The sequence below is a fragment of the Knoellia subterranea KCTC 19937 genome (genome assembly GCF_000768685.1).
Lineage (GTDB): Bacteria > Actinomycetota > Actinomycetes > Actinomycetales > Dermatophilaceae > Knoellia > Knoellia subterranea.
Genome location: NZ_AVPK01000001.1, coordinates 178,511 through 205,037, shown reverse-complemented (window position 1 = coordinate 205,037; position 26,527 = coordinate 178,511). Strand labels below are relative to the sequence as shown.

At 68.8% G+C, this 26,527-nt stretch carries 26 protein-coding genes; 15 read left to right on the top strand and 11 right to left on the bottom strand.

What is annotated here, in order from left to right:
• Window positions 1-9 precede the first annotated feature (9 nt).
• Entirely contained in the window at window positions 10-951 is a 942-nt protein-coding gene (locus N803_RS01000; protein ID WP_035901853.1) for an NAD-dependent epimerase/dehydratase family protein, read from the bottom strand.
• 94 nt (window positions 952-1,045) lie between these two features.
• Between N803_RS01000 and N803_RS00995 the strand changes: the two genes are divergently transcribed.
• The 6 genes from N803_RS00995 to N803_RS00965 all read left to right on the top strand — a co-directional run bounded on the left by N803_RS00995 (window position 1,046) and on the right by N803_RS00965 (window position 7,534).
• Window positions 1,046-1,948, top strand: a complete 903-nt coding sequence (locus N803_RS00995) for a nucleotidyltransferase family protein (RefSeq protein WP_052111567.1) — start codon at window positions 1,046-1,048, stop codon at window positions 1,946-1,948.
• Between the two features lie 328 nt (window positions 1,949-2,276).
• Entirely contained in the window at window positions 2,277-2,837 is a 561-nt protein-coding gene (locus N803_RS00985) for an arsenate-mycothiol transferase ArsC (protein WP_245616931.1), read from the top strand.
• 179 nt (window positions 2,838-3,016) lie between these two features.
• A complete protein-coding gene (locus N803_RS18185; RefSeq protein ID WP_169743010.1) occupies window positions 3,017-3,445 on the top strand; it encodes a hypothetical protein in 429 nt (142 codons plus the stop codon).
• Window positions 3,446-3,704: 259 nt separating this feature from the next.
• Window positions 3,705-3,974, top strand: a complete 270-nt coding sequence (rpsO, locus tag N803_RS00975) for a 30S ribosomal protein S15 (RefSeq protein WP_035901840.1) — start codon at window positions 3,705-3,707, stop codon at window positions 3,972-3,974.
• Between the two features lie 183 nt (window positions 3,975-4,157).
• Window positions 4,158-6,563 (top strand): polyribonucleotide nucleotidyltransferase, encoded by a 2,406-nt coding sequence (locus tag N803_RS00970; RefSeq protein WP_035901837.1) that lies wholly within the window; start codon window positions 4,158-4,160, stop codon window positions 6,561-6,563.
• Window positions 6,564-6,703: 140 nt separating this feature from the next.
• Window positions 6,704-7,534 (top strand): glycosyltransferase family 2 protein, encoded by an 831-nt coding sequence (locus N803_RS00965; RefSeq protein ID WP_035901834.1) that lies wholly within the window; start codon window positions 6,704-6,706, stop codon window positions 7,532-7,534.
• An 11-nt stretch (window positions 7,535-7,545) separates the two neighbouring features.
• Here N803_RS00965 and N803_RS00960 read toward each other — a convergent pair whose 3' ends face one another.
• Both N803_RS00960 and N803_RS18465 read right to left on the bottom strand, forming a co-directional pair.
• Window positions 7,546-9,219 (bottom strand): hypothetical protein, encoded by a 1,674-nt coding sequence (locus N803_RS00960; RefSeq protein ID WP_035901832.1) that lies wholly within the window; start codon window positions 9,217-9,219, stop codon window positions 7,546-7,548.
• A gap of 154 nt (window positions 9,220-9,373) precedes the next feature.
• Window positions 9,374-9,514, bottom strand: coding sequence for a hypothetical protein (locus N803_RS18465; RefSeq protein ID WP_169743016.1), 141 nt, complete (start codon window positions 9,512-9,514; stop codon window positions 9,374-9,376).
• A 269-nt stretch (window positions 9,515-9,783) separates the two neighbouring features.
• On the opposite strand from N803_RS18465, the gene dapB reads away from it, so the two are divergent.
• On the top strand, window positions 9,784-10,551 hold the full coding sequence (dapB, locus tag N803_RS00955; RefSeq protein ID WP_035901830.1) for a 4-hydroxy-tetrahydrodipicolinate reductase: 768 nt from the start codon (window positions 9,784-9,786) through the stop codon (window positions 10,549-10,551).
• A 15-nt stretch (window positions 10,552-10,566) separates the two neighbouring features.
• On the opposite strand, the gene N803_RS00950 is transcribed toward dapB, so the two are convergent.
• The 4 genes from N803_RS00950 to N803_RS00935 are packed head-to-tail and all read right to left on the bottom strand — an operon-like array spanning window position 10,567 to window position 12,960.
• Window positions 10,567-10,881 (bottom strand): AzlD domain-containing protein, encoded by a 315-nt coding sequence (locus tag N803_RS00950; protein ID WP_035901827.1) that lies wholly within the window; start codon window positions 10,879-10,881, stop codon window positions 10,567-10,569.
• Complete coding sequence (locus N803_RS00945) at window positions 10,878-11,660, bottom strand: AzlC family ABC transporter permease (RefSeq protein ID WP_052111565.1); 783 nt, start codon at window positions 11,658-11,660, stop codon at window positions 10,878-10,880. The genes N803_RS00950 and N803_RS00945 overlap by 4 nt, the downstream gene beginning before the upstream one ends.
• A complete protein-coding gene (locus tag N803_RS00940; protein ID WP_035901826.1) occupies window positions 11,657-12,235 on the bottom strand; it encodes a GNAT family N-acetyltransferase in 579 nt (192 codons plus the stop codon). The genes N803_RS00945 and N803_RS00940 overlap by 4 nt, the downstream gene beginning before the upstream one ends.
• Entirely contained in the window at window positions 12,232-12,960 is a 729-nt protein-coding gene (locus N803_RS00935) for an enoyl-CoA hydratase-related protein (RefSeq protein ID WP_035901823.1), read from the bottom strand. The genes N803_RS00940 and N803_RS00935 overlap by 4 nt, the downstream gene beginning before the upstream one ends.
• Window positions 12,961-12,993: 33 nt before the next feature.
• On the opposite strand from N803_RS00935, the gene N803_RS00930 reads away from it, so the two are divergent.
• Window positions 12,994-13,818, top strand: a complete 825-nt coding sequence (locus tag N803_RS00930; RefSeq protein ID WP_035901820.1) for an FAD-binding oxidoreductase — start codon at window positions 12,994-12,996, stop codon at window positions 13,816-13,818.
• A gap of 21 nt (window positions 13,819-13,839) precedes the next feature.
• Here the strand turns inward: N803_RS00930 and N803_RS00925 are convergent, their stop codons facing one another.
• Window positions 13,840-14,304: a dihydrofolate reductase gene (locus tag N803_RS00925; protein ID WP_035901818.1), complete on the bottom strand. Its 465-nt coding sequence runs from the start codon at window positions 14,302-14,304 to the stop codon at window positions 13,840-13,842.
• Window positions 14,305-14,389: 85 nt separating this feature from the next.
• Entirely contained in the window at window positions 14,390-15,199 is an 810-nt protein-coding gene (locus N803_RS00920; protein WP_035901816.1) for a thymidylate synthase, read from the bottom strand.
• A 74-nt stretch (window positions 15,200-15,273) separates the two neighbouring features.
• On the opposite strand from N803_RS00920, the gene dapA reads away from it, so the two are divergent.
• From dapA to N803_RS00900, 3 genes are all read left to right on the top strand, one after another.
• Window positions 15,274-16,161 (top strand): 4-hydroxy-tetrahydrodipicolinate synthase, encoded by an 888-nt coding sequence (gene dapA / locus N803_RS00915; protein WP_035901814.1) that lies wholly within the window; start codon window positions 15,274-15,276, stop codon window positions 16,159-16,161.
• A complete protein-coding gene (locus tag N803_RS00910; RefSeq protein ID WP_035901812.1) occupies window positions 16,158-17,843 on the top strand; it encodes a ribonuclease J in 1,686 nt (561 codons plus the stop codon). Before dapA ends, N803_RS00910 begins: the two co-directional genes overlap by 4 nt.
• Before the next feature lie 175 nt (window positions 17,844-18,018).
• Window positions 18,019-20,781: a DNA translocase FtsK gene (locus tag N803_RS00900; RefSeq protein WP_084763893.1), complete on the top strand. Its 2,763-nt coding sequence runs from the start codon at window positions 18,019-18,021 to the stop codon at window positions 20,779-20,781.
• Window positions 20,782-20,793: 12 nt separating this feature from the next.
• Here N803_RS00900 and N803_RS00895 read toward each other — a convergent pair whose 3' ends face one another.
• The gene (locus tag N803_RS00895) at window positions 20,794-21,876 is read right to left on the bottom strand and encodes a MauE/DoxX family redox-associated membrane protein (protein WP_035901805.1); all 1,083 of its coding nucleotides are present in this window, start codon (window positions 21,874-21,876) and stop codon (window positions 20,794-20,796) included.
• Window positions 21,877-21,929: 53 nt separating this feature from the next.
• Here N803_RS00895 and N803_RS00890 point away from each other — a divergent pair, with 53 nt between their 5' ends.
• Window positions 21,930-22,640, top strand: a complete 711-nt coding sequence (locus tag N803_RS00890; protein WP_052111564.1) for an ion channel — start codon at window positions 21,930-21,932, stop codon at window positions 22,638-22,640.
• Between the two features lie 6 nt (window positions 22,641-22,646).
• On the opposite strand, the gene N803_RS00885 is transcribed toward N803_RS00890, so the two are convergent.
• Window positions 22,647-23,834: a dipeptidase gene (locus N803_RS00885; RefSeq protein ID WP_035901802.1), complete on the bottom strand. Its 1,188-nt coding sequence runs from the start codon at window positions 23,832-23,834 to the stop codon at window positions 22,647-22,649.
• A gap of 73 nt (window positions 23,835-23,907) precedes the next feature.
• Between N803_RS00885 and rimO the strand changes: the two genes are divergently transcribed.
• Genes rimO through N803_RS00870 form a run of 3 tightly spaced genes read left to right on the top strand, consistent with a single transcriptional unit; the run spans window position 23,908 to window position 26,458 of the window.
• Window positions 23,908-25,308, top strand: a complete 1,401-nt coding sequence (rimO, locus tag N803_RS00880) for a 30S ribosomal protein S12 methylthiotransferase RimO (RefSeq protein ID WP_035901799.1) — start codon at window positions 23,908-23,910, stop codon at window positions 25,306-25,308.
• Window positions 25,305-25,961 carry a CDP-diacylglycerol--glycerol-3-phosphate 3-phosphatidyltransferase gene (pgsA, locus tag N803_RS00875; protein WP_035901796.1) on the top strand — a complete coding sequence of 219 codons (657 nt, stop codon included), beginning with the start codon at window positions 25,305-25,307 and terminating at the stop codon, window positions 25,959-25,961. Before rimO ends, pgsA begins: the two co-directional genes overlap by 4 nt.
• On the top strand, window positions 25,958-26,458 hold the full coding sequence (locus tag N803_RS00870; RefSeq protein WP_035901793.1) for a CinA family protein: 501 nt from the start codon (window positions 25,958-25,960) through the stop codon (window positions 26,456-26,458). The genes pgsA and N803_RS00870 overlap by 4 nt, the downstream gene beginning before the upstream one ends.
• The last annotated feature ends 69 nt before the right edge of the window (window positions 26,459-26,527 follow it).

Sequence of the window (26,527 nt, the reverse complement as noted above, 5' to 3'; positions counted from 1 at the left end):
CGAGAGACCTCAGGCGTAGTCGGGCAGGGTCTTGAACCAGTTGACCGTCGCCTCGAGCCCCTCGCGCAACGGCACCGGAGTGACGTCGGGGAAGTGCGAACGCAGCCGGGCGTTGTCGGCCTGGGAGTCGCGCACGTCGCCGGCACGCGACTCGACGTGCTCGACGGCGGGGCGCTCGCCGAGAATGTCGGCGAGCTCGTCGACCACTGAGTTGAGCGAGGTGCGGCTGCCGAAGGCGAGGTTGATCGCCTCGAGGTCGGAGACCTGACCGACGACGGCGTCGGCGATGACGCGGGTCACCGTGCCGACATAGGTGAAGTCACGAGTCTGCTCGCCGTCGCCGTGGATGGTGAGCGGCACGCCCCGCAGGGCTGCGTCGATGAATGCCGGCAGGACGGCGGCGTACGCATGGCCGGCTGCCTGGAGCGGGCCGTAGACGTTGAAGAAGCGGAAGGCAAGGGTGGGCATGCCGTAGGTGTGACCGAACGACAAGGTGTAGGCCTCGGTCGCCTGCTTGCTCACGGCATACGGAGAGATCGGTGCGGTCCGCATGGACTCGCGCTTGGGCAGCTCACGGTTCGCGCCGTAGACCGAGGACGAGGATGCCGAGATGACCTGGATGTCGCCGGCCCGTCGCGCGGCCTGGAGGACCTCGAGGGTGCCCGTCGCGTTGGCGTGGTGGCTGGCGACCGGGTCGATGACCGAGCGCGGGACCGAGGGGAGGGCGCCCAGATGAACGATCGCGCTCGCACCCTCGCAGACGCGGTCGAGGGTGTCGGGGTCGAGGACCGTGCCCTCGACGAGGGTGATGTCCGTGCCGTCGAGGTTCGAGCGGAAGCCCGTGGAGAGATTGTCGAGTGCGACGACCTCGTCGACCTCGGGTCGGGCGAGCAGCTCACGCCCGAGGTTGGAGCCGATGAATCCGGCGCCGCCGGTCAGTACGACCTTCACTGAATACTCCCCGCTCGAGTCGGTTGGCCGCGCGGCCGATCGATCGCACGCTATCACCGGCGGTGGAGGCGGCACTGGTGGCTAGTCTTGCGGCATGAATGAAGAGGTGCTGCCTCAGCGGACAACCGTCCTCTTCACTCACGCCGTGGCCCAATTCATCGCTGATGAGGTGGGCGCCGATGTGCTTCACATCAAAGGCCCCGCAGTCGAGTCCAACGCGTTGGCGCTGGGAGCCTTACCAACCGATCCGGTCCGAACGAGCGTCGATGCGGATGTGCTTGTGCGTCCCGCCCATATTTCCCTCATGCTCCAGGGCCTGACTCGGCATGGCTGGACCCTCCTCTACGACTTCAGCGGCGGCTCGCCGTTTCGGCACGCCGCCACACTGGGTCGAGAGGGACTGGCGAACGTGGACGTCCATCGATACTTCCCCGGAATCGAGTTGGAACCAGAAGCGGCGTTCAGCCGACTTTGGGAGGACCGTCGGTCGCTCACGATTGCCGCCCAACGGATCCACGTGCCGTCGCTTCTCGCGCAGCGCCTGATTCTCATCCTGCACGCGGCGAGGAGCCCAGCCTTCGACCTGACCAAGGAAGCACGGGCCCCTTGGGTCTCGGCCGACCCAGAGACACGCGGTGACCTGGCAAGGCTTGCCGCAGACTTGAACGCCGACGTCGCGTTCAGGGCTGCAACTGGCGGTTTGGACCTGGTGCGAAACGAGCCGAGCCACGATCTATGGGCGGCTCTGTCGACAGGGGAAGCGTCCCAAGTCCGGCTGTGGAGGGCACGGGTCAGGGCAGCTAGAGGGTGGCGCGAGTCGGTGCGTACCGGCGTCAGCCTGCTCGCACCGAATACCGGCCGAATGGCCTCACGAATCGGTCGTCCCTTGAATGGCGGCGAACTGCTGCGCGCCTACGTCGAACAGGCTCGTCGGGGCGTGAGGGCGTTGCTCAGGGAGACGCATCACGCCGACGCTCCTCCAGGTGACAGGAAGTGACATGAGGACGTATCGCGTCGCTTCGGACGTCGCATATGAACAGGTCATGGGGAACAGCCAGGCCCCGGGTGTTGTCTACGCGATGGTCATGCCCGACGGTATGCCGAGGGCTTTGCGCGGATCGGCGGCCATGCTCTGGAGCCTCGTTGCCGAGGAGGTGGCTGACCCTGTAGGTGAAGCGGCGCGCCTCACCGGGGTGGATCGGTGCGTGATCGAGGGTGAAGTCGCCGAGTTCATGGAGTCCCTGGTTCGCGAAGGGCTGCTGGAGCCATGCTCGTCGTTGCGGAGTCCGGCTCCCGGGGTGAGGCCCCCGACATAGCATGCTGGCGTGAGAACTCGCCGGACCGCACCCGAGGATGATCCACTTCGTGTGCTGTTCGTGTGCACCGCCAACATCTCGCGCTCGCCGTATGCCGAACGCCGGGCGCAGCAGCTGAGCAAGGGGGCCCGGGCGTCGCAGTTCAGCAGTGCGGGCGTCTCAGGTGCGCCATGGCAGGCCATGGATCCCGCGATGGCCCTGGAACTGAACGATCGGGGAGGGTCGAGCATCGGGCATGTGAGTCGGGCACTCTCACGCGACATCCTGAAGGGTGTCGACGTCGTGATCACGGTGGAGTTCGCCCACCGCATGCGCATCCTCGAACGTTGGCCCGAGCATGCGCTCAAGGTGTTCGGCCTCAAGCAGTTGGCCAAAGCCGGGGGACAGGTACCGGCGGGGATCCACGGGCTTGCAGGCTTGGATGCGGCGCTCCGTGTGGCACCGCCGGACAACCTGTCCTTCGATCTTGCTGACCCGTACAAGAGGGGAGCCAAGGCGGCGGCTGCCTGCGCCAACGAGATCGATCGCTGTCTCGAACTGATTCTCCCACTGTTGGGTGGTTACAAATGACCATTAACTATGGTCGCTCGAATCGGCGAAAACGGGACCGTCACGACTCCGCACCCGTGTAGGATCTGAGCCGATCCGGGTCCCAATTTCGCTGTAGAGAGAGAACGCACATGACTGAACAGAGCGTTGGCACCAGCCGCCGTACGCTGGCGAAGGGGGCAGCATGGAGCGTGCCGGCAGTGGCCGTAGCACTCGCTGCGCCTGCGGCAGCAGCCAGCCCCAAGCCCTGCATCGGAAGCCTGTGCTTCGGTTGCGCCACTGTCTACAAGTGCTGCTCCGGAGGCCCGCAGGCCATGTACTGGGCCTGCATCACCTTCACCAACAAGGGCTCGACGCCCGCGACCATCTCGTTCAACTTCACGGTCAACACGTCGGCGAATGGCACTGTGCCCTTCACCGGAGGTGGCACGGTGCCGGCGGGCCAGACCGTCAGCTTCAAGCCGCAGACTGCTCGTACGTACGGCAACTGCAGCACGGGTACTTACGACTCCTTCGAGATCAAGTTCACGGATGGATTTGGCAACGAGGGCAGCGCGATCGTCCCCGGTGGCAACCTCGATGGCGGTGGCAACACCTGCCCGGGCAACACAACCTGCCCCACCTGCTGACGACCCTGTCGCACGACACTTGGCCCGGCCAGCTCGAACCTGAGCTGGCCGGGCCAGTGTCGTCTTGGCCAGCGGGTACACGAGTCTGGGCATCGGGACCTGGTGGGCCCGTAGGCACCGATCGCAGTCCACGATTAGGGGAGCGAAGCGGCGCGCTGGTAGCCTGTCACGTGCCGTGAGAACCGGCCGCGGATCGAGAGAGCCCCGGTGAACCAGCCCGGGAGCGCCGCGCAATCACACGAAAAGGAGTCAGTCGCCCATGCCTTTGGACGCAGACGTCAAGAAGAAGATCATGGCCGAGTACGCCACCACCGAGGGTGACACCGGCTCCCCCGAGGTCCAGATCGCGCTCCTCACGCAGCGCATCCTCGACCTCACCGAGCACTCCCGTGAGCACAAGCACGACCACCACAGCCGTCGTGGCCTGCTGCTCCTCGTCGGCCGTCGCCGCCGACTGCTTCGCTACCTCGAGAGCATCGACATCGAGCGTTACCGCTCGCTGATCAAGCGCCTCGGCCTGCGTCGCTGACCCACGATCTTCCGTCGGAGCGGTCCTCCACCTGGAGGGCCGCTCTTTCGGATGTGTGGGGCCAACGCCCCACGACAACTTCATAGAGCACGACCAGCAATACCCAGCACCACCAGATAGCACGCCCGCTGCACAACGACGATGCACGCGGTTCGTTGACACTCTCAAGAAAAGGAGGACCCAATGGAGGGTCCTGAGATCACCTTCGCCGAAGCCACCATCGACAACGGCTCGTTCGGCACCCGCACGGTTCGGTTCGAGACCGGACGCCTGGCCAAGCAGGCCGGAGGCGCCGTGAGCGCCTACCTGGACGAGGACACGATGCTCCTCTCCACCACCACCGCCGGGAAGTCCCCGCGCGAGGGTTTCGACTTCTTCCCGCTGACCGTGGACGTCGAAGAGCGCATGTATGCCGCGGGCAAGATCCCCGGTTCGTTCTTCCGTCGTGAGGGCCGCCCCTCCACCGAGGCGATCCTCACCTGCCGTCTCATCGACCGCCCGCTGCGCCCGACCTTCAAGAAGGGTCTGCGCAACGAGGTCCAGGTCGTCATCACGGTGCTCGCGCTCAACCCGGACGCCCAGTACGACGTCCTCGCGATCAACGCCGCCTCGGCCTCGACGCAGATCTCCGGTCTGCCGTTCTCGGGTCCGATCGGTGCGACGCGCCTGTCGCTCATCGACGGCCAGTGGGTTGCGTTCCCGCAGTTCTCCGACATCGAGCGCTCGACCTTCGACATGGTCGTTGCCGGTCGGATCGCCGGTGACGACGTCGCGATCATGATGGTCGAGGCCGAGTCCACCGAGTTCACCTGGGATCTCGTCAAGAACGAGGGCAAGACGGCTCCGACCGAGGAGATCGTCGCCGAGGGTCTCGAGGCCTCGAAGAAGTTCATCCGGGTCCTCTGCGAGGCGCAGGCCGAGCTCGCCGCCAAGGCTGCCAAGCCGGTGGAGGAGTTCCCGATCTTCCTCGACTACGAAGAGGACGCCTACGCCGCCGTCGAGGCCAAGGTTGCCGACGACGCCGCTGCCGCCCTGCAGATCGCGGGCAAGCAGGAGCGCGAGGACCGTCTCGACGAGATCAAGGACTCCATGAAGGCTGCCCTTGCGGGCACAGACGAGCAGCCCGGAGTCTTTGCCGGTCGTGAGAAGGAGCTCTCCGCTGCCTACCGCTCCGTGCAGAAGAAGCTCGTCCGCGAGCGCATCCTGCGCGACAAGGTCCGCATCGACGGCCGTGGCCTCGCCGACATCCGCGCCCTGAGCGCCGAGGTCGAGGTCCTGCCGCGCGTGCACGGTTCGGCGATCTTCGAGCGTGGCGAGACCCAGATCATGGGCGTCACGACGCTCAACATGCTCCGCATGGAGCAGCAGCTCGACACGTTGTCGCCGGTGACGCGCAAGCGCTACATGCACAACTACAACTTCCCGCCGTTCTCCACCGGTGAGACCGGTCGCGTCGGTTCGCCGAAGCGTCGCGAGATCGGTCACGGCGCCCTCGCCGAGCGCGCCCTCATGCCGGTTCTCCCGACCCGCGAGGAGTTCCCCTACGCGATCCGTCAGGTGTCCGAGGCTCTCGGCTCCAACGGCTCGACGTCCATGGGTTCGGTCTGCGCCTCGACGCTGTCGCTGCTCAACGCCGGTGTGCCGCTGCGCGCTCCGGTCGCGGGTATTGCGATGGGTCTCGTGTCCGCTGAGGTCGATGGTGAGACGCAGTACGCCGCCCTCACCGACATCCTCGGCGCCGAGGACGCGTTCGGTGACATGGACTTCAAGGTCGCCGGCACGCGCGAGTTCGTCACGGCCATCCAGCTCGACACCAAGCTCGACGGCATCCCCGCCGACGTCCTCGGTGGCGCGCTGACCCAGGCCCGTGAGGCCCGCCTGCACATCCTCGACGTCATGAACGAGGCGATCGACACCCCCGACGAGATGAGCCCGTTCGCTCCTCGCGTCATCTCGGTGACGGTCCCCGTCGACAAGATCGGCGAGGTCATCGGCCCGAAGGGCAAGATGATCAACCAGATCCAGGACGACACGGGTGCGCAGATCTCGATCGAGGACGACGGCACGATCTACATCGGCGCCACCGACGGTCCCTCGGCCGAGGCGGCCCGCGCGGCGATCAACGCCATCGCGAACCCGCAGATGCCGGAGATCGGCGAGCGCTTCCTGGGCACCGTCGTCAAGACGACGACCTTCGGTGCGTTCATCTCCCTGCTCCCCGGCAAGGACGGTCTGCTCCACATCTCCGAGGTGCGCAAGCTCGTCGGTGGCAAGCGGATCGACGCGGTCGAGGACGTGCTCGCGGTGGGCCAGAAGGTCCAGGTCGAGCTCAAGGAGATCGACCCGCGCGGCAAGCTCTCGCTCGCGGCTGTCCTCCCCGAGGGTGAGGGCGACAGCGCCGAGGCCGCTCCGGCTGCGTCGGATGACGCCGAGGGCGACGACGCAGCTGCTGAGTCGACCGAGACGACCGAGTCCACCAACGGCGGCGAGGCCACCGAGGGTGGCGAGCGTCGTCAGCGCAACCGTCGTCGCGGCGGTCGCGGTCGCGGCCAGCGCTCGGACGCGGCGGACGCGTCCGGCGACGAGTGACCTGACGTCCCCACGTCGGTGACGGGGCGGCATACCTTTTCGGTATGCCGCCCCGTCGGCTTTTGCGTCAGGGATCATGGAGGTGCCCCGGCGCGACGAAGGGACGACTTCCGGTGAACACCCATCAGCTCAGGCGAGCCATGCGATCACGCTTCGGCGGGCCGCTGCGGGCCAGCTATCGAGGGGCCGAGCGCGCCCAGATCGTCGCGGTGCGACGCAGCGACCGGCTGCGGTTCGGGAAGTACACCTCGGCGGAGCGCGACGAGGTCGCGCGCCGGGTCACGGCGGCGGTCAAGACCTTCGAGCGCCCGGCCGTCCTGCGGCGCTGCCTTGCCAGCCTGCGCACCGTCTTCGACGGCCGCATCGTCGTCGCCGACGACTCACGCGAGCCCGTCACGGAGTTGGGGCGGGGGATCGACGTGATCGCGCTGCCGTTCAACAGCGGCGTGCCCAAGGGGCGCAACGCCGCGCTGGATGCGGTGGACACGGAGTTCGTGTTCGTCACCGACGACGACATCGTCTTCACCGCAGCCAGTGACCTCGTCGCGGCGATGAACTTCCTCGACGACAACCCCGAGGTCGACCTCGTGGCCCTGACCCGCGTCGACCTCCCGCGATGGCGAGCCGTCGCAGCGGGAGCGGATGCCTTGTTCCCCGGCGCCGAGGCGCCCAAGGTGCCGTTCGGGACGGTCATCGACGGCCTTCCCGTCGTGGTCAAGACCCCGCAGCTGTATCTGGCTCGAACCGAGGCGATCCAGCGGGTGCGCTGGGACGAACGCCTGCGCATGGTCGACCATCGCGACTTCTTCTCGCGGGCGAGCGGCCGGATCGTCTCGGTGCAGGCCGAGACGATCCGGGCGTATCACATGCGCACTCCGTTCGACCCGTTCTACAACGCCTACCGCGAGGACGTCGCGGCCGATCTGGCCCTGCTGGGCCGGCTCTGGAGCGGCGATCGACCGGCGGACTGACGCGCTCGTGGTCAGACGAGTCGGCTGAGCGAGTGGCCGACGACGGTTGCTTTGCCCGTCTCATCGAGAGTCATCGCGATGGTCAGCGCCTGTCGGTAGCGGATGGACGAGCGCTGGCCGGTCTGGCCCGTCACCGCGGCGAAGTCCTTGTCGGTGAACTCGATGACGGTTCCGTCCTTTGCGAGGTACGTCCCGTTGAGCAGGTACTCGACGAGGACGACCGAGCCCTTGGCTGCTCTGGCCGCCTGGATCGACGCATCGCCGGCCAGGGGGCTCTGCGCCCGGCTGTTCCACAGTCCGGCCGTGAGGGTGGCCTGACGGAGGTACTGGCCCAGGGTCCGGGAGTCGTTCAGCGTCGTGACGAGCTCCTTCGGGAGCGCCGGTCCGCCCTTGCCGGAATTGATCTGTGACGTCAGTCCATTCACCGCGGTCGTGATGGCCTTCGTCTCGGCCTCGGTGAACGCCTCGGCAGGCTCGGTCCGTGCAGCGGGAAGTGACTTCAACGGTGCCGGCGCGGATCCGACCTTGAGCCAGGGAGCGGTGACGCTGTCTCTTCGCATGGCGACGAGTCGCTCTGTGGGCTTGCCCTTGCCGAAGGTCTCGGTCGTGCTCACCAGGGCGTACATCGGATAGGTGCCGAACGCCGGGGAGAAGGTGCGGTTGGCGACGGTGGTGCCGACCGCCGGGGCCTCCTTGACCGCACGGACCCGCCGAAGCTGGGTTCCGAACAGGTCGGCCGCGAGGACTGCGTCTGCGTCGGCCTTGGCCCACGGCGTGGTGTCGTGCGTCGCGGCCGCAGCCTTGATCGCCGCGTTGTTGCGGACGTCGTAGTCCTTCATCACCGCGACTGCTTCGTCGTGCGTCAGCGCCTGCTTGGTCACCGAGTCGGACTTCCAGGCCTCGACCTTCGTGGGAACCATGCCGCACCCGGAGAGGGTGGGGACGAGCGCGCCCACGGCGACGAGCGCCGCGACGCGGGTCATGGTGCGCGACGACTGTGCCGGCTGCCCGGGCACAAGTGCGTCCGTCGTGGCCGTGCCGCCTGCGTTCTCGGGCGACGCAGCGGAGTCACCGTCCGGCAGGTCGGCGTCCGGCGTGCGCCGGCGGCGGAGGAGGACGATGCCCGAGACGATCGCAACCAGGCCCAGAACCACGGCGGCGATCGACAGGGCGAAGCCGTTGCTGACCTTGACTCCGCTCGCCAGGGTGATGTCGCCCGGCTTGCCGGTGGGCATCACGACGTAGGTCGTCGGAGTGCCATCAAGGTCGAGCTCGAGTGTCTGGGTGCCCGTGCCTGCGGCCTGGTCGGTCCAGAAGGTCTGCTTCGCCGGGTCCGCCAGCGTGGCGTCAGCGTCCCCCTTGAGGGCCTTGCCCTGCACGCCCGAGGCATCGACGCGGGTGACGGCATAGGTCGGGGCCCCGTTGGTGTAGTCCGCGGCATCGACCGGGTGGGCCCGGCCGATGAAGACGGACCCGCCCGAGCTCGAGGCAGAGACGCGCAGGGTGGTGTCCTTGAACGCCAGGAGTCCCGGTGTGGAGACGACGGCCTTCGCGTCGCCGAGCGCGAGGGTCGACGCGGGGGAGTCGACGATGTCGTCGCTCCCGATCAGGGCGATGCCGATGATGCCTGCGACGGTGAGCAGGGCCCCGACCACGGCCAGGATGATTCCGACGAATTTGCGCATGCGAATGTCCCCCTTCGGACGTGAGGGCCCCTCCCGTGACGCCCTTCGACGAACCATCCTGCCGCACCGCCCGGAGGCCGTGCGATGGGGAGGACTCCCCACGCCGAAGGGCCCCCGCCGTGGTGGCGGGGGCCCTTCGAGGTGGGGCAGTGGATCAGGCGATCTTCGGAACGCGGGCAACCTTGGCCGGGGCGCTCCAGCGCATCTCCATCTGGGTGCGACCGTCCTTGGTCACCGGCACCCAACGCATCGTCAGGCAGGCCGGTCCCGTGACGGTCGTGGCGACCTTCTTCATGGGAATCTCCTCGTGTGGACCTGCGGAATGGTGGCCGCCATCGCAGTTGACCCACGATGGCCGTTCACCTTCTGTTCACCCAAGAGTACCCCAAAGATGAACAGAAGGTGAACGGCGTTGGCAGTGTGTCGCGGGTCGCACTCCACTTCTTGCGCTGATGGGACAGGCCAGCGCCCCGCGAGCTGGGTCTCACGCGCGCAAGAAGTGGGTGCGGCGTGTCCCACGAGGGCAAGAAGTGGACGGTTGGGAGCGGCCACTAGGCTCGGTCCGTGAGCACAGACGCAGGCGCAACGGGCGCGACCACCCGAGTTTCGGTCATCGGCGCATCGGGACGCATGGGTTCGGAGGTGTGCCGCGCAGTGGAGGCCGCGGACGGCCTCGAGCTCGTCGGCCGCTTCGACGTCGACGACGACCTGGGGGATCTGGCCGGCGCCGACGTCGTCGTGGAGTTCTCCGTTCCGGACGCCTCGGCGACCAACGTCGCCCACTGCGTCGACCGCGGCGTCCACGTCGTCGTGGGGACGACCGGCTGGAGCGACGAGAAGCTCACCGACCTGCGCACACGACTCGAGGACCACCCCGAAGTCGGTGTCCTCATCGCCCCGAACTTCGCGATCGGTGCCGTCCTCATGATGGCCTTCGCGGCCAAGGCGGCCGAGTTCTACGAGTCCGCCGAGGTCATCGAGCTGCACCACCCCGACAAGGTGGACGCCCCCTCGGGCACCGCTGCCCGCACGGCCGACCTCATCGGCGCCGCCCGTGAGCAGGCCGGGCTCGGCCCCGTCCCGGACGCGACCACGCACGACCCGGACGGCGCTCGCGGAGGGCGCACACACGGCATACCCGTGCATTCCGTTCGGCTGCGTGGCCTCGTCGCGCACCAGGAAGTCCTCTTCGGGCAGACCGGAGAGATGCTGACGATCCGGCACGATTCGTTCGACCGTGTGTCGTTCATGCCGGGAGTCGTGGCCGCCGTCCGCAAGGTGAGCGAGCACCCCGGACTGACCGTGGGGTTGGAGCACTACCTCGGCATCTGAGCCGCGGAGCGTTCGTCAGCCCCAGCCCAGGGACCGCAGCAAGGCGGCCACGGCAGCGGCGCCGATGACGACGACGAGGAAGTTCGCCCGCAGCAGCAACAGCACGATCGCTGCCGCCACCGCGGCCAAACGGGCATCGAGGTGCAGCGAGCCACCGTCGCCACCGAACGTCTGGATGGCCACGAGCCCCGAGAGCAGCGCCACGGGCAGCAGCGTCAGCACCCGACTGCGGCGCGGTCCGTCGACCCAGGACTCGGGCACGAGGTAGCCCGCGAATTTGGTCGCGAAGGCGAGTGCCGAGGCGAGCAGGACGAGGGTCCACGAGCTCATCGGGCGACCTCCCCGGCATCGTCCGGTCCCAATTCCTCGTGGTGGTCGAGCTCCGGGTCCTCGGTGGCCGCTTCGTGCCGTCCGCCGCCACTCAGGCCGATGACGACGGCCGCGAGCACCGTGAGGATGACGGGCACGCCGACCGGCAGCAGGGGAGACGTGATGAGCGCGATGGCCACCGCGAAGACCATCGTGGCGGCGGCGTCCCGGCTGCGCAGCCGCGGCCACAGCAAGGCGGTGAACGCCGCTGCCGCAGCTGCATCGAGACCCCATCGCTGCGGATCGCCGAGGGCGTTGCCGACGAGCGCACCGACGAGCGTCATGAGGTTCCAGAACACATAGACGGCCGCGCCCGTGACCCAGAATCCGAGTGAGCCGGCCCGACGGTCGTCCTGCCCGACGGCCACCGCCGTGGACTCGTCGATGGTGAGTTGCGCTGCGGCCCAACGCCGCAGACCGCGCGCGTGCAGGATCCGCGAGGTCTGCAACCCGTAGAGCCCGTTGCGTACGCCGAGCAGCGTCGACGTCGCCAGGGCCGCCGACCCGGTGCCGCCGGCTCCGATGATCCCCACCAGCGCGAACTGCGAACCACCGCTGAAGAGCAGCGCCGACAGGGCGACGGTCTGAAGGATGCTCAGACCCGACGCGACGCCGAGCGCGCCGAAGCTGATGCCGTAGGCACCGGTGGCGATGCCGACCGAAAGTGACTGTCGCAGAACGGCTTTGCGCTTGTCGTCCGCAATCGGCGCGTATGCCGGGTGCTCGCCTGTCGCTGTCACGGCGCCTCGTCCGTCGCGAGTGAGGCGACGAGTCGAACCTCCCGCAGGGTGTCGCCGTCGGGGGAGACCACGCGGTCGCGGAAGGCCCCATCTGGTCCGAGGCCCGACGCCACGAGGAAGGCGCGGGTCGAGTCGTCGTCGGCGAGGACCCACGTCGTGAGGTCCTCGGCCCCCGCGCCGCGGAGGGTGTCGACGCACGCGTTGAGCAGTCGCGAACCATGACCCATGCGCCGGGCGCCGGGGTGGACGCCGATCGCGGTCAATTCTCCGCAGGCCTGACCCGTGTCGGGGTCCTGGCTCGGACCGACCGCAGCGAACCCGACGACCTGCTCGCCGGCCCGGGCCACGAGGAGGCGGTGGACGCCCTCGGGCGGGTTCTCGAGGGACTCACGCCACGCCTTCGCGAAGGCGGGGGCCTCGAAGAGGGCGATGACCTCGTCGGGGAGGCGGCCGGCATACGCCTGGGTCCACACCGCGGACTGGACCACGCCCACGGCAGGAGCGTCGGTCGGCTTCGCGAGGCGCACCGACGCGTCGGCGGTCGGACCGAGGTCGTGCGAGTGGTCGTGACTCATCGGCCCTGGAACTCCGGGGTGCGGCGCTCGCGGAAGGCCGAGCGCCCCTCGTCGAGGTCGTCGCTCGCCCACGCGCGAGCGAATGCTGCCTCGTAGCGGGCGACTTCGGCGTGATTGCCGCCGTGGGCGTCGAAGCCGAGCTTGGATCCGGCCTGCGTGAGGGGAGCGAGCTCGACGGCCTGCCGAGCCAGCGCGACGGCGGCGTCGAGGTCACCACGGACCTGGCCGAAGCCGAGGCGCCAGGCGTCGTCGGCGGTGAGGACGGCTCCGGTGAGGACCATGTGGCGGGCCGCGCCCTCGCCCCAGAAGCGGGTGACGCGCTCGAGAGTCCAGTGGTTGACCATGAGCCCGAGCTTGGCCACCGGGACGGCGAATCGGGCGTCGTCGGCGACGACGCGCAGGTCGCAGCCGACGGCGAGCTGCATGCCCAGACCCATGCACGAACCCGAGATCGCGGCGACCGTCGTGATCGGCGCGGACGAGAGGCGGGTGAGCACGTCCGCGAGTCGATCGGTGAAGCTCACGTCCTCGAGTTCGGTGAGGTCGGCGCCGGCGCAGAAGTGACCACCAGCGCCCGTGATGACAAGGGCGCGGGACGTCTCGATCGCGGCGGCAAGCGCAGCGTCGAGCTCTTCGAGAGCATCGTGGTTGAGGGCGTTGCGCCGCTCCTGGCGGTCGATGGTCAGGACCGTGACCCGATCGGAGGTGAGTGAGTGAATCGCCACGCGGTCGAGCCTAACCGGGCGGCGTTTGTGAGGATGGGGAGCGTGTCCCTGCTGAGACGTCCTGCGAAGCCCCACCCGACCTTCCGGCCCCTGCCGGTGGCCGAGGTCGACCCGGTGGCCGAGCACGCGGTGTCGATCGGGTTCGACGTGAGCGAGATGCCGCAGTTCCTCGACTTCGAGGCCGGGCAGTACGTCACGCTGCGGGCCCTCGTCGGTGGCGAGGACGTGCGGCAGTCCTATTCGATCTGGGTGTCGCCGAGCCGGGCCCGGCGCGAAGGGATCATCCGGGTGGCGGCTGCCGCAGTGCAGGGCGGTCGCATGTCACCGTGGCTCGCCTCCGAGGTGGAGGTGGGCGAAGTCATGGGCGTGCTGCCGCCCCTGGGCAACTTCGTCCTCGACGCCGCGACCGGCCCACGCCACCACGTCGGCGTCGTCGGCGGCTCCGGCATCACGCCGGTCCTGGCCATCACTGCCGCGGCGCTCGAGCAACACGAGCACTCGACGGTCGATCTCATCGTCGCGAACCGGACCCGTGCCTCGACGGTGCTGGGCCGCGAACTCGCCGAGCTCGAAGAGGCCTCCGCGGGCCGGTTGCGGGTCACGCACGTGCTGAGCCGGGAGGCCGTTCCGGGAGTGCGCCACGGGCGCATCGACCCACTCCTCATCCGGGACGTCCTGGACGACGTGGGTGGTCCCGAGAATGTCGACGACTGGTGGTTGTGCGGTCCCGAGGGGCTCATCGCCGATGTCGAGGCGTGGCTGGACGGCGCCGGGGTCGGCGTCGAACACATCCACCGCGAGCGGTTCACCTCGACCGGACCGGTCGACCCCCGCACGTCGACCGCGAAAGCCGGCTGAACGGCATACCGGGCACGTTCGTCAGCGCTCGTAGGTCACCCACGCGAAGCCGTCGCGCTCCTCGCGCTCGGTCTCACGCCACTGGTCGGGGTCGATCTCGGGGAAGGTGACGTCGCCCTCGGGCTCCTGGTCCACCTCGGTGATGAGGAGCCGCCGAGCAAACGGCATCGCCTGCCGATAGACCTCGCCCCCACCGACGACGAAGACCTCGTCCGCCGGACCGGCCAGCCCGAGGGCGTCGTCGAGCGAATGGACGGTCTCGACGTCGGGGTGGTGCCAATCGGGCTGCCGGGTGATGACGATCGTCCGGCGCCCCGGAAGGACGCGCCCGATGGAGTCGAAGGTCTTGCGGCCCATGACCATCGCGTGGCCCATCGTCGTGCGCTTGAAGAACGCGAAGTCCTCCGGCAGGTGCCACGGCATGTCGTTGTCGGATCCGATGACGCCGTTGCGTCCGACGGCTGCAATGAGCGTCACCTGAGTCATGCGTTGCACCCTATTGCCGTGGTGCGCCCGGAGGAGCCGGTATGCCGTCCGCGCACCTCGCGCGGGCGTGCGCCGCTGCGCTCGGTCAGACGGCGATGGGGGCCTTGATGGCGGGGTGCGGGTCGTAGCCGACGAGCTCGAAGTCGTCGAGGTCGAAGTCGTCGATCGCGCTCTTGGGGGCGATCCGCATCGTCGGGAGCGGGCGCGGCTCGCGGGTCAGTTGGAGTCGGGCCTGCTCGAGGTGGTTGGAGTAGAGGTGCGCGTCGCCGAGCGTGTGGACGAACTCGCCCGGCTCGAGGTCGGTGAGCTGGGCGACCATCATCGTGAGCAGGGCGTAGGACGCGATGTTGAACGGCACGCCGAGGAAGACGTCGGCGCTGCGCTGATAGAGCTGGCAGTGCAACTTCGCTCGGTGGCTGTCACTCGCGGGACTGACGTAGAACTGGAAGAGGGCGTGGCAGGGCGGCAGGGCCATGTCGTCGACGTCGGCGACGTTCCACGCGCTCACGATGTGGCGGCGACTGTCGGGGTTGGTGCGGATCGACTCGATGACCTTGGCGATCTGGTCGACCTGGCGGCCGTCCGGAGTCGGCCACGAACGCCACTGGTGCCCGTAGACGGGGCCGAGGTCGCCGTTCTCGTCGGCCCACTCGTCCCAGATCGAGATGCCGCGCTCCTGAAGCCACCCGACGTTGGTGTCACCGCGCAGGAACCACAGCAGCTCGCCGATGATCGACTTGAGGTGGAGCTTCTTGGTCGTGACGACGGGGAAGCCCTCGGACAGGTCGAAGCGCATCTGGTGCCCGAAGACGGACCGCGTGCCGGTGCCGGTGCGGTCGGACTTGTCGACACCCTCGTCGAGGATTCGGTCGAGGAGGTCGAGGTACTGGCGCATGGCTCCAGAGAGTAGTCGGCAGCACTGACGACGCCCGGGCGGCTCGCGACCCGGAGGCGACTACCCTGAGGGTCATGACGACGAACCCCTTCGGCCGGGTCATCACGGCCATGGTCACCCCGATGCGCCCGGACGGATCGATCGACGAGGCGGGAGTGCGTTCCGTCGTCGAGCACCTGCTCGCCAACGGGCACGACGGCATCGTCGTCAACGGCACGACCGGTGAGGCCTCGACGCTCACCGACGACGAGAGCATCGACGCGATCCGCATTGCCAAGGAGGTGTCGGGCGACCGCGCCGCCATCACCGCCGGGATCGGTTCCAACGACACGGCGCACAGCGTGCACATGGCGGCGCGCGCAGCCGAGGCAGGCGCCGACGCGCTGCTCCTCGTCTCGCCCTACTACAACCGCCCCACGCAGGCCGGCCTGCTCGCGCACTGCCGCACCGTCGCCGACTCCACCGAGCTGCCGATCATGCTCTATGACATCCCGGGCCGGACCGCGACCGCGTTTGCGACCGAGACCCTCATCGAGCTGGCCTCGCACCCGCGCATCGTCGCGGTCAAGGACGCCAAGGCCGACCTCTGGGCCTCGGCCCACGTCATGGCGGCGACCGACCTGCTCTGGTTCAGCGGCGACGACGTCCTCACCCTGGCCCACCTGGCCCAGGGCGCCGTGGGTTGCGTCTCCGTCGTCGGGCACGTGGCCGGGAAGGAGTACGCCGCGATGATCGCCGCCATGGATGCCGGTGACCTCGCTGCTGCGCGGGCCATCCACGAGCGACTCATCCCCGTCACTGACGCGATCATGACCACGTCGCAGGGCGCGATCATGGCCAAGGCCGCGCTGGCCGAGCTGGGAGTGATCGAGTCGGCCTTTGTCCGGCTGCCACTCGTGGAGTCGCCACCGGAGCATCTCGAGATCCTCCGCAAGGGCCTGGCTGGGTCGGGGATCGCGTGAGCCACCCGCACCCCGAACTGTCACTGCCTCGTCCACTCAAGGACGGAGGCGTCCGGGTCGTCGCCCTCGGCGGACTCGGCGAGGTCGGCCGCAACATGGCGGTCATCGAGCACCAGGGCCAGCTGCTCATCATCGACTGCGGCGTGCTTTTCCCCGACGACCACCACCCCGGCATCGACCTGATCCTCCCGGACTTCTCCTCGATCGAGGACCGTCTCGATCAGGTGCAGGCGATCGTCCTCACCCACGGTCACGAGGACCACATCGGTGCCGTGCCCTACCTGTTGCGGCTCAAGCCCGACATCCCGCTCGTCGGTTCGCAGCTCACGCTGGCGCTCATCGAGGCCAAGCTCAAGGAGCACCGGATCAAGCCCTACACGCTCTCCGTCAAGGAGGGTGTGCGCGAGCAGCTCGGCGTCTTCGACTGCGAGTTCGTCGCGGTGAACCACTCGATCCCGGACGCGCTCGCGGTGTTCGTCCGGACCTCGGGTGGCACGTTGCTGCACACCGGCGACTTCAAGATGGACCAGTTGCCGCTGGATGGTCGACTCACGGATCTGCGCGCCTTCGCCCGGCTGGGGGAGGAGGGCGTCGACCTCTTCCTGACCGACTCGACGAACGCCGAGGTCCCGGGCTTCACGACTCCTGAGAAGGACATCGCCCCGGCCATCGACCGCGTCTTCCGGCATGCCCAGCGGCGCATCATCGTCGCCTGCTTCTCCTCGCATGTGCACCGCGTCCAGCAGGTGCTCGACGCCGCCGAGAAGTCCGGACGCAAGGTCGCGATGGTCGGCCGTTCCATGGTCCGCAACATGGGGATCGCCGCCGATCTCGGCTACCTCCACGTGCCCGACAACATCCTCGTCGACTTCAAGAAGCTCGGCGACCTGCCGGACAACAAGGTCACGTTGATCTGCACCGGCTCGCAGGGCGAGCCCATGGCGGCCCTGTCCCGGATGGCCAACCGCGACCACCAGATCGAGGTGGGTGAGGGCGACACCGTCCTCATGGCCTCCTCGCTCATCCCGGGCAACGAGAACGCCGTCTATCGCGTCATCAACGGCCTCATGCGCCTCGGTGCCGACGTCGTCCACAAGGGCAACGCCAAGGTGCACGTGTCCGGTCACGCGAGCGCGGGGGAGCTCCTCTACTGCTACAACATCGTCAAGCCGCGCAACGTCATGCCGGTGCACGGCGAGTGGCGGCACCTGCGGGCCAATGCCGACCTGGCCCTCGCGACCGGTGTCCACCCCAAGGGTGTCGTCGTCGTCGAGGACGGCGTCGTGGTCGACCTCGTCGACGGCAAGGTCAAGGTCGCGGGTGCCGTGCCGTGTGGCTACGTCTACGTCGACGGCTCGTCGGTCGGGGAGGCGGACGAGGCGCTGCTCAAGGACCGCCAGATCCTGCGCGACGAGGGCTTCATCTCGGTCATCGTCGTCATGGACTCGAGCACGGGCAAGATCGTCGCCGGGCCGGAAATCACGGCGCGCGGCTTCGTCGAGGACGACGTGATCTTCGACGACGTCATGCCGCAGCTGACCAAGGCCCTCGACGACGCCACGGCCCAGGGCGTGAGCGACACGTACCAGCTCGAGCAGGTCATGCGCCGCTCTGTGGGCGGGTGGGTCGGGCGCAAGATTCGCCGCCGCCCGATGATCATCCCCGTCGTCATCGAGGCCTGACGCACCTGCCGACACCAGCGTCGCGCATCGCTGAACCCCGGAAAGGGATCCCGAACAAGGGAACAGTTCCCTTGTTCGGGACCCCTTTAGCGGGGGCCCCGTAAAAGGGGAGGCGGGTTTGGGTGGTGCGCGTGTGCTCCATGTGATTGGTGTGGTTGTGGCCTAGGGTCGGAGCATGGCGACCCGTTCGACTACCTCCGCGCGCTCGCGCACGGCCCCTTCGCGTACCGCCTCCTCGCGGCCCGCGAACCGGCGCGCACCCGCCCGACCGGCCAACCGCAAGAAGGCGGCCAAGGGCGGCACCCCCATGCCCGTCGCCGTGGTGCGCGGCGCCTGGATGGGGCTGGCACACGCCACGGGTGGGACGGTGCGGCGCGTCTCGCACGCGGGTCACGACCTCGAGCCGGAGCACCGCCGCGACGGAGCCGGCCTGGCCCTGCTCCTCCTCGCCGTGGTCGTCGCCGCCCGCGAGTGGTGGGGCCTCAACAGCATTGTCGGTGACGCCACGCACGCCGTGGTTGCCGGAACCTTCGGCCGGGTCGCGTACGCCGTGCCGCTCGTCCTGCTCCTCTTCGGTCTCCACCTGTGGCGCACGCCGCGTGAGCACCCCGCGACCAACCGCATGGCCATCGGCACGACGCTGCTCGCCTTCGCGACCTGCGGCATCGTCCACGTCGCAGCAGGCATTCCGGAGCCGCCGGCCGGCGCCAACGGCATGCGTGCGGCCGGCGGCATCATCGGCTTCCTCGCGTCGAGCCCGCTCGAGGCCGCGGTCTCGATCTACGGCACGATCCCGCTGCTCATCCTGCTCGGCATCTTCGGGTTCCTCGTCCTCACTGCCACGCCCGTGCACGAGATCCCGGACCGTCTCGACCAGCTGCGGGCCCTGCTGCTGGGCCACCCGGCATACACCGATGAGGACGAGACCGAGGCGACGACGGCACGGAAGCCCCGCCGCAAGCGCGCCCTGTCCGACGAGCCCCTCGAGGGTGACGAGGCGTACGAACAGGCCGCGATCGTCGACTACGAGGACGGACGCAAGGGCCGGAAGCCGCGTCCGAACGCCGCCCCGCCCGCCCAGGAGGAGGGCGGTCCGCGCCCGGGGGAGAAGCGCCCGACGGCTCCCGGTGTCCTCGCTCCCGCCGCCAAGGTGCCCGCGGAGCCGGTCAAGCTCGAGGCGCCGCCGACGACGCCGCTGCCGCAGCGCGTCGAGCAGCTCTCGCTCGCCGGCGACATCACCTACACGCTGCCCGACAACTCGGCGCTCAAGCAGGGCGCTCCGCACAAGGAGCGTTCCGAGGCCAACGACCGCGTCGTCGAGGCGCTCACGACCGTGCTCGACGAGTTCGGCATCGACGCGCAGGTCACGGGATTCACCCGCGGTCCGACGGTCACGCGCTACATCGTCGAGCTCGGCCCCGGCGTCAAGGTCGAGCGCGTCACCGCGCTCTCCAAGAACATTGCGTATGCCGTTGCCTCGGCCGATGTGCGCATCCTCAGCCCGATTCCCGGCAAGTCCGCCATCGGCATCGAGATCCCGAACCCGGACAAGGAGATGGTCTGCCTCGGCGACGTCCTGCGCAGCCGGGTCGCCCGCGACAACCACCACCCGATGGTCATGGGTGTCGGCAAGGACGTCGAGGGCGGCTACGTCATCGCCAACCTCGCGAAGATGCCGCACCTTCTCGTCGCCGGTGCGACGGGTTCCGGAAAGTCCAGCTTCGTCAACTCGATGATCACGTCGATCCTCATGCGGTCGACCCCGGACGAGGTGCGCATGGTGCTCGTCGACCCCAAGCGGGTCGAGCTCACCGCCTACGAAGGCATCCCGCACCTCATCACCCCGATCATCACGAACCCCAAGAAGGCGGCCGAGGCGCTCCAGTGGGTCGTGCGCGAGATGGATGCGCGCTACGACGACCTCGCGGCCTTTGGCTACAAGCACGTCGACGACTTCAACAAGGCGGTCAAGGCCGGCAAGGTCCAGCCGCTGCCCGGTTCGGAGCGGGTCATCCAGCCCTACCCCTACCTTCTCGTCGTCGTCGACGAGCTCGCCGACCTCATGATGGTCGCGCCGCGTGACGTCGAGGAGTCGATCGTCCGCATCACCCAGCTCGCTCGGGCCGCCGGCATCCACCTCGTCCTCGCGACCCAGCGCCCGTCGGTCGACGTCGTCACGGGTCTCATCAAGGCCAACGTGCCGAGCCGCATGGCGTTCGCGACCTCGTCACTCGCCGACAGCCGGGTCGTCCTCGACCAGCCGGGTGCCGAGAAGCTCCTCGGTCAGGGTGACGCGCTGTTCCTCCCCATGGGGGCGAGCAAGCCGATGCGTGTCCAGGGCGCGTGGGTCACCGAGACCGAGATCCAGGAGATCGTCGGCCACGTCACCGGGCAGCTCAAGCCGACCTACCGCGAGGACGTCACCGTCGCCGCGGCCAAGAAGCAGATCGATGACGACATCGGCGACGACCTCGACCTGCTGCTGCAGGCGACCGAACTCGTCGTCACGTCGCAGTTCGGCTCGACGTCGATGCTCCAGCGCAAGCTGCGGGTCGGCTTCGCCAAGGCCGGCCGACTCATGGACCTCCTCGAGTCACGCGGTGTCGTGGGTCCGTCCGAGGGCTCCAAGGCGCGTGATGTGCTCGTGCGTCCCGACGACCTGCCGACGACGCTCGCGCTGCTGCGGGGCGAGGACGTGCCGACGGCCGAGAACGCGTTCGACAATGAGGCCGTGGATGAGGCCGAGGGCTACGACAACGCTGAATCGGCTGACCTGGCTGACCCGGCTCCCTCATCGGCGGACACGCAGCAGGTTCCGGTCGATCGGTATGGCGCCGACGCCGTACAGGCCGACCTGGACCGCCGCCCGCAGGTCGAGTCGTGGGACGACGAGGACGACGACAGTGAGGACGCCTGGGAGCTCACCGGTCGCCGCTGACCGTCCGGCCGGTCAGGGCCGGTCGGTTGACGGTGGTGAATCAGAGTCGACCACCTCAGGATCGCCCTCGGACAGTTGTGCCTCGACGTCGGCGACGAACTGGGTCACTTCCTCCACACCGGAGACGGGGCCACCGGCGAGGAGCCCGTCGGCCCCGAGGAGCACTGCCGCGGGTGAGTACTCCACCCCCAGCGTGTCCCACGTGAGTTTGGCGTGGTCGAGCAGGGGGTTCTCGACGGGTGTCCGCAAGTACTCGGACTTGTAGGGCACAGCGAAGACGGTTCGGACGTCGACGAGGTCGAGTCGCTCATCCCATCCGGCGATGTGTGGAGTGATTTCCTGGGTCGAGGCGCAGTAGCAGTCGACCAGGACGAGCAACTGAGCGCGCTCGGCGGCCAACTCGCGCAGCGTGACCGGTGTGCCGTCGTCGATCAGAACGGCACGCGGGATCGGCTCGCGGACGTAGTCGCCGTCGTCGTCCGCGGCCCCCTGTGCGTCTCCGCCCGGAATGCGCTCCCCGGACTCGGCCTTCGTGGGCGAGACGGGGTCCGATGCGGGTGACTCCGGCGCCGGACCGAAGCTGCCGAGGACCAGAGCGGTGACGACCGATGCCACCGCCGCGAGAGCGAGCCACAGCCAGTCGCCCGACGTGAACGCCGAGACGGCTGACCAGCCGGTGCGTCCGGTCCATGCCAGCGCCACCGAGGCCACGGCGGCCGCAACGAGCAGGGTGTTGCGCAGGAGTGTGCGCCAGGAGATGCCGTGGTCGCCGGCCTGCCCGAAGCACCCACACATCGGGCGCGGCGTCAGCGTCATGCCTCTCGCGATGAGGAGCCAGTAGACCACCATGAGCACAGCGGCCCCAGCAGCCGCTGCCGCGAAGGTCCACCGCCACGGCGTGAGCAGCCCCACGGCGATGGCCAGCTCGATCCAGGGGATGGCCCGGGCCAGCGGGACGGGAAGGATGCGATCGGACAGGCGAAGGTTCCGGACGATCTTGCGCAGGGACTCGCCCTTGCCGATCTTGGTGGAGGCGCTGAAGGCGAGGACGGCGACGAGGGTGAGGGGAGCCAACACCCAGGCGGACTGGTGCATGTCGTCATCGTAGGTCGGACCGCGGCACCCGACCGACGCCTAGAGTGACGAGCATGGAGACGACGCTCTGGGATGACCTGCGCGAGCCACCCACCCGGGGCCAGCGCTGGGCCGCAGTCCTCCGCAAGCAGCCGTCGGCGTTCCTTCTCGCCGTCCAGTTGCTCGTCATCGTCCTCCTGCCCTGGCTCCAGGAGTTGCGCTACGGCCGCGTGGCTCTCACGGTCCTCAGCCTGATCGCTCTGACCATCGCCGTCTTCACCGTGCGCAGCACACCAGCGCTGACGTGGCTCTCGATCGGCATCGGCCTGCCGGCCGGCATCCTCGAGGTCTGGTCGACGATCTCGGACGACAACACCCTCGTGGTCGCCCTCGCGCACACCGCCCTGTCCGTCTTCTACTTCTACACGGCGTACGGCCTCGTCTCCTACATGTTCGAGGACGCCTGGGTCACCAAGGACGAGCTCTTCGCCGTCGGCGCTGCCTTCACCGTGCTGCTCTTCGCGTTCGCCTACCTGTTCCTGGCGGTGCAGACGCTCTGGCCCGGCTCATTCGTGGGTCACGCCGACGCGGAGCATCGAACCTTCCTCGAGCTCCTCTATCTCTCGGGCGCCAACCTCACCAGCGTCGGCCTCTCGGACGTTCTGCCGGTCGGGGCTCAGGCCCGCGCCGTGGCGATCATCGAGCAGCTCGCGGGCGTCATGTACGTCGCCATGGTCATCTCGCGCCTCGTCGCGTTGACCGTCATGCGCAGCAACCAGCGCTGACCGGGTTCACACCTCGCCGTCGAGCTCCTCGATCGTCGCGACGCTCGGACCGCGGATGGCACTCAGCTCGCGCGACGCCGCCTCGACGCCTTCGAGCACCCGCAGCGCGTTGCCCCACGTGAGCCTGCCGAGGTCCTCGTCGGACCAGCCACGCTCGGCCAGCGCCTCGAGCAGCCGCGGGTAGGTCGAGACGTCCTCCAGACCTTCCGGGAGCACGCCCACACCGTCGTAGTCGCCGCCCAGCCCGATGTGGTCGACCCCCGCGACCTCGCGCACGTGCTCGACGTGGGCCACGACGTCGTCGACCGTCGCGACCGGCTGCGGGTGCGTCTCGCGGTAGCGCTCCAGGAACGGCGTGTATGCCGCGTAGTCGGCCCAGTGGATCCCCTCGGCTTCCGCTGCGTCGGCTGCCTCGAGATCCCACTCGCGAATCGCGGGGGAGATGAACTTCGGCACGAAGGTCACCATGCAGAGTCCGCCGTTGTCGGGGAGGCGCTCGAGCACGTCGTCGGGCACGTTGCGCGGGTGGTCGCACACGGCCCGGGCCGACGAGTGGGAGAACATCACCGGCGCCTCCGTCGTGTCGAGGGCGTGGCGCATCGTGTCGGCCGAGACGTGCGACAGGTCGACCGCCATCCCGATCCGGTTCATCTCGCGCACGACCTCGCGACCGAAGGGGGAGAGGCCTCCCAGCACCGGCTCGTCCGTCGCCGAGTCGGCCCACGGGACGTTGTCGTTGTGCGTCAGTGTCATGTAGCGCACGCCGAGTTCGTGCAGCATGCGCAGAGCCCCGAGCGAGGAGTCGATCGAATGACCACCCTCGGCCCCCATGAGGGACGCGATGCGTCCCGACTCGCGGGCGGCCACCACGTCGGCGGAACTGACCGCGAAAGCCAGCTCACCGGCATACCGGCTCGTCATGGTGCGGACGAAGTCGATCTGTTCGAGCGTGGCGCGAACAGCCCTCTCCCCGGCCCACTTCGCATCGACGTAGACCGACCAGAACTGGGCACCCATGCCGCCGCGACGCATGCGGGGGAGGTCGGTGTGTGTCGTCGCGACGTCGCCGCCGACGTCCAGACGATCGAGGTCGTAGGAGACCTGCTTGCGTGCCTCCCAGGGGAGGTCGTTGTGGCCGTCCCAGACGGGGTGGGTCTCGAGGAGTTCGGCGATGCGGGCGGAGATCGACGTCATCGCTCCAACGTAGGTCACGCCCGCCACCGGCGTGCGGTCCGGACCCCGGTGCGTACGCAACTAGAGTGGAGTCATGCCTGCCCCTGACACCACCACGCGTTCGGTGGCCGTCGTCACCCTGGGATGCACTCGCAACGACGTCGACTCCGAGGAACTGGCCGGACGCCTGGCCGCCGGCGGGTGGACCCTCGTCGAGGACGCGGCCGAGGCAGATGTCGCGGTCGTCAACACGTGCGGCTTCGTCGAGCAGGCCAAGAAGGACTCCATCGACAGCCTCATCGAGGCCTCGAGCCTCAAGGAGACCGGCCGGACACAGAAGGTCGTGGCCGTCGGTTGTCTCGCCGAGCGCTACGGGCAGACGTTGGCCGACGAGCTGCCCGAGGCGGATGCCGTGCTGGGCTTCGACTCCTATGCCGACATGTCGACGCACCTGCGCACCATCCTCGACGGTGGGTCGGTCAAAAGTCACGTCCCCAGCGACCGCCGCAAGCTGCTCCCGCTCTCACCCGTGACACGCCAGGAGGCGTCGGCCGAGGTCGCCCTGCCCGGCCACGCTGCACCCCGCGCCCGCCTCGACAGCGGCCCGTGGGCTCCGCTCAAGATCGCCAGCGGCTGCGACCGTCGGTGCGCGTTCTGTGCCATCCCGATGTTCCGCGGCTCGTTCGTCTCGCGGCGACCCACGGACGTCCTCGAGGAGGCACGCTGGCTCGCCGGTGAGGGCGTGCGCGAGCTCTTCCTCGTCAGTGAGAACTCGACGTCCTACGGCAAGGACCTCGGCGACCTCGCCCTCATGGACGCACTCCTGCCCGAGCTCGCGGACATCGACGGCATCGAGCGGGTCCGCGTCTCCTACCTCCAGCCCGCCGAGGTGCGCCCGGGCCTGCTCGACACCATGGTCGCGATCCCCGAGGTCATGCCGTGGTTCGACCTGTCGTTCCAGCACGCCTCCTCGCCCCTGCTGCGCCGGATGCGTCGGTTCGGCGGCACCGACTCGTTCCTGGGCCTCATCGAGGACGTGCGTCGGCGTTCGCCCCTGGCGGGCATCCGCAGCAACGTCATCGTCGGTTTCCCCGGTGAGACCGAGGCCGAGGTCGACGAACTGGCCGAGTTCCTCACCGCCGCCCGACTCGACGTGGTGGGTGTCTTCGGCTACTCGGACGAGGACGGCACCGAGGGCGAGCTCCTGCCGGACAAGGTGGCTCCCGAAGCCATCGCCGAACGCGTCGCCCGGATCACCGACCTCGTCGAGGAACTCACAGCGCAGCGCGCCGAGGACCGCATCGGCGAGACCGTGCGGGTCCTCGTCGAAGGACGTGACGAGGACACCGGCGAGATTGTCGGTCGCGCCGAGCACCAAGGGCCGGACGTCGACGGGATCACGCGTGTCGTGGACGTGGACGCGCAGGTGGGAGAGACGGTCATGGCGACGGTCATCGCGACCGAAGGCATCGACCTCGTTGCGGACCTGGCATGACCGACCGGCCCACGCCGGTCGCTCGGGTGGCCCCGAGCGCGTGGAACGTCGCGAACGCCCTGACCGTGCTGCGGCTGTTGCTGGTGCCGGTCTTCGGATGGCTGCTGCTGTGGGGTGATGGCGACTCGGCCGCCGCACGCTGGTGGGCGTTCGTCGTGTTCGCCATCGCCATGATCACCGATCGCATCGACGGCGACATCGCGCGCAGCCGCGGCCTCATCACCGACTTCGGCAAGGTCGCCGACCCCATTGCCGACAAGGCGCTCGTGACGATGGCCCTCGTGGGTCTCTCGCTGCTGGCCGAGATCCCGTGGTGGATCACGGGCGTCATCCTCGTGCGCGAGTGGGGCATCACCGCGATGCGTTTCTGGGTCATCCGCCATGGGGTCATGGCCGCGGGTCGCGGTGGCAAGGTGAAGACGATGCTCCAGGCGCTCGCCCTGGGCTTCTATGTCATCCCGCGGTTCTCCCTGCCCCTCACGGGCGTGCTCGACGCCATCGCGCTCATCACACTCATCGCGGCACTCGTGGTCACCGTCGTGACGGGCATCGACTACGTCAACGACGCGTTCCGGCTGCGGCGCACCAGTCCGCGAGCCCTTGCCAAGAAGGCCGCACGCGCTGCAGCACGGGAGAAGCGGCGCGAGCCGTGACGACCGCGGAGACGGTGGTGGCCGCCCTCGTCGGGCGTCGGCTCACCGTGGCCACCGCCGAGTCGTTGACCGGCGGGCTCGTGTCGGCCGCTCTCACGTCCGTCCCGGGGTCGTCCGACACGGTCCGCGGCGGGGTGGTGGCCTACGCCACCGACGTCAAGGCCTCGGTGTTGTCGGTGGACGCGGCGCGGTTGGCCGAGACTGGACCGGTTGACGCCGAGGTGGCCGCGCAGATGGCCGAGGGGGCGCGCCGCCTCCTCGGTGCGGACGTTGGCGTCGCGACGACCGGAGTCGCCGGTCCCGGACCGTCGGAGGGTATGCCGGCCGGCACCGTCTTCATTGCGGCTGCTGGTCCCTGGGCGGACGCGGCGACCACGAGGGCGTTGGCGCTCGACGGCGACAGGGAGGCGAACCGGCAGCAGACCGTGGCCGCGGTCCTCGACCTCCTGGGGGAACTGCTCACCGGGTCGGCTTCCGACACGCCCGTCACGCGCTGACCGGCATGCCCTCCCACCTGCGGGAATAGCCGGCGATCCGGAACACTTCGACGTGATGTGCCCCATGCG

Excerpts from the sequence above, each read along its gene's own strand:
- rpsO (WP_035901840.1), top strand. The coding sequence starts at position 3,705 with ATGCCTTTGGACGCAGACGTCAAGAAGAAGATCATGGCCGAGTACGCC.
- N803_RS00960 (WP_035901832.1), bottom strand. The coding sequence starts at position 9,219 with ATGCGCAAATTCGTCGGAATCATCCTGGCCGTGGTCGGGGCCCTGCTC.
- dapA (WP_035901814.1), top strand. The coding sequence starts at position 15,274 with ATGACGACGAACCCCTTCGGCCGGGTCATCACGGCCATGGTCACCCCG.
- pgsA (WP_035901796.1), top strand. The coding sequence starts at position 25,305 with ATGACCGACCGGCCCACGCCGGTCGCTCGGGTGGCCCCGAGCGCGTGG.
- N803_RS00930 (WP_035901820.1), top strand. The coding sequence starts at position 12,994 with ATGGGGAGCGTGTCCCTGCTGAGACGTCCTGCGAAGCCCCACCCGACC.
- N803_RS00885 (WP_035901802.1), bottom strand. The coding sequence starts at position 23,834 with ATGACGTCGATCTCCGCCCGCATCGCCGAACTCCTCGAGACCCACCCC.
- N803_RS00940 (WP_035901826.1), bottom strand. The coding sequence starts at position 12,235 with ATGAGTCACGACCACTCGCACGACCTCGGTCCGACCGCCGACGCGTCG.
- N803_RS00965 (WP_035901834.1), top strand. The coding sequence starts at position 6,704 with ATGCGATCACGCTTCGGCGGGCCGCTGCGGGCCAGCTATCGAGGGGCC.
- N803_RS00995 (WP_052111567.1), top strand. The coding sequence starts at position 1,046 with ATGAATGAAGAGGTGCTGCCTCAGCGGACAACCGTCCTCTTCACTCAC.
- N803_RS00890 (WP_052111564.1), top strand. The coding sequence starts at position 21,930 with ATGGAGACGACGCTCTGGGATGACCTGCGCGAGCCACCCACCCGGGGC.
- N803_RS00925 (WP_035901818.1), bottom strand. The coding sequence starts at position 14,304 with ATGACTCAGGTGACGCTCATTGCAGCCGTCGGACGCAACGGCGTCATC.
- N803_RS00950 (WP_035901827.1), bottom strand. The coding sequence starts at position 10,881 with ATGAGCTCGTGGACCCTCGTCCTGCTCGCCTCGGCACTCGCCTTCGCG.
- N803_RS00920 (WP_035901816.1), bottom strand. The coding sequence starts at position 15,199 with ATGCGCCAGTACCTCGACCTCCTCGACCGAATCCTCGACGAGGGTGTC.
- N803_RS18465 (WP_169743016.1), bottom strand. The coding sequence starts at position 9,514 with ATGAAGAAGGTCGCCACGACCGTCACGGGACCGGCCTGCCTGACGATG.
- N803_RS00970 (WP_035901837.1), top strand. The coding sequence starts at position 4,158 with ATGGAGGGTCCTGAGATCACCTTCGCCGAAGCCACCATCGACAACGGC.
- N803_RS00895 (WP_035901805.1), bottom strand. The coding sequence starts at position 21,876 with ATGCACCAGTCCGCCTGGGTGTTGGCTCCCCTCACCCTCGTCGCCGTC.
- N803_RS00900 (WP_084763893.1), top strand. The coding sequence starts at position 18,019 with ATGGCGACCCGTTCGACTACCTCCGCGCGCTCGCGCACGGCCCCTTCG.
- rimO (WP_035901799.1), top strand. The coding sequence starts at position 23,908 with ATGCCTGCCCCTGACACCACCACGCGTTCGGTGGCCGTCGTCACCCTG.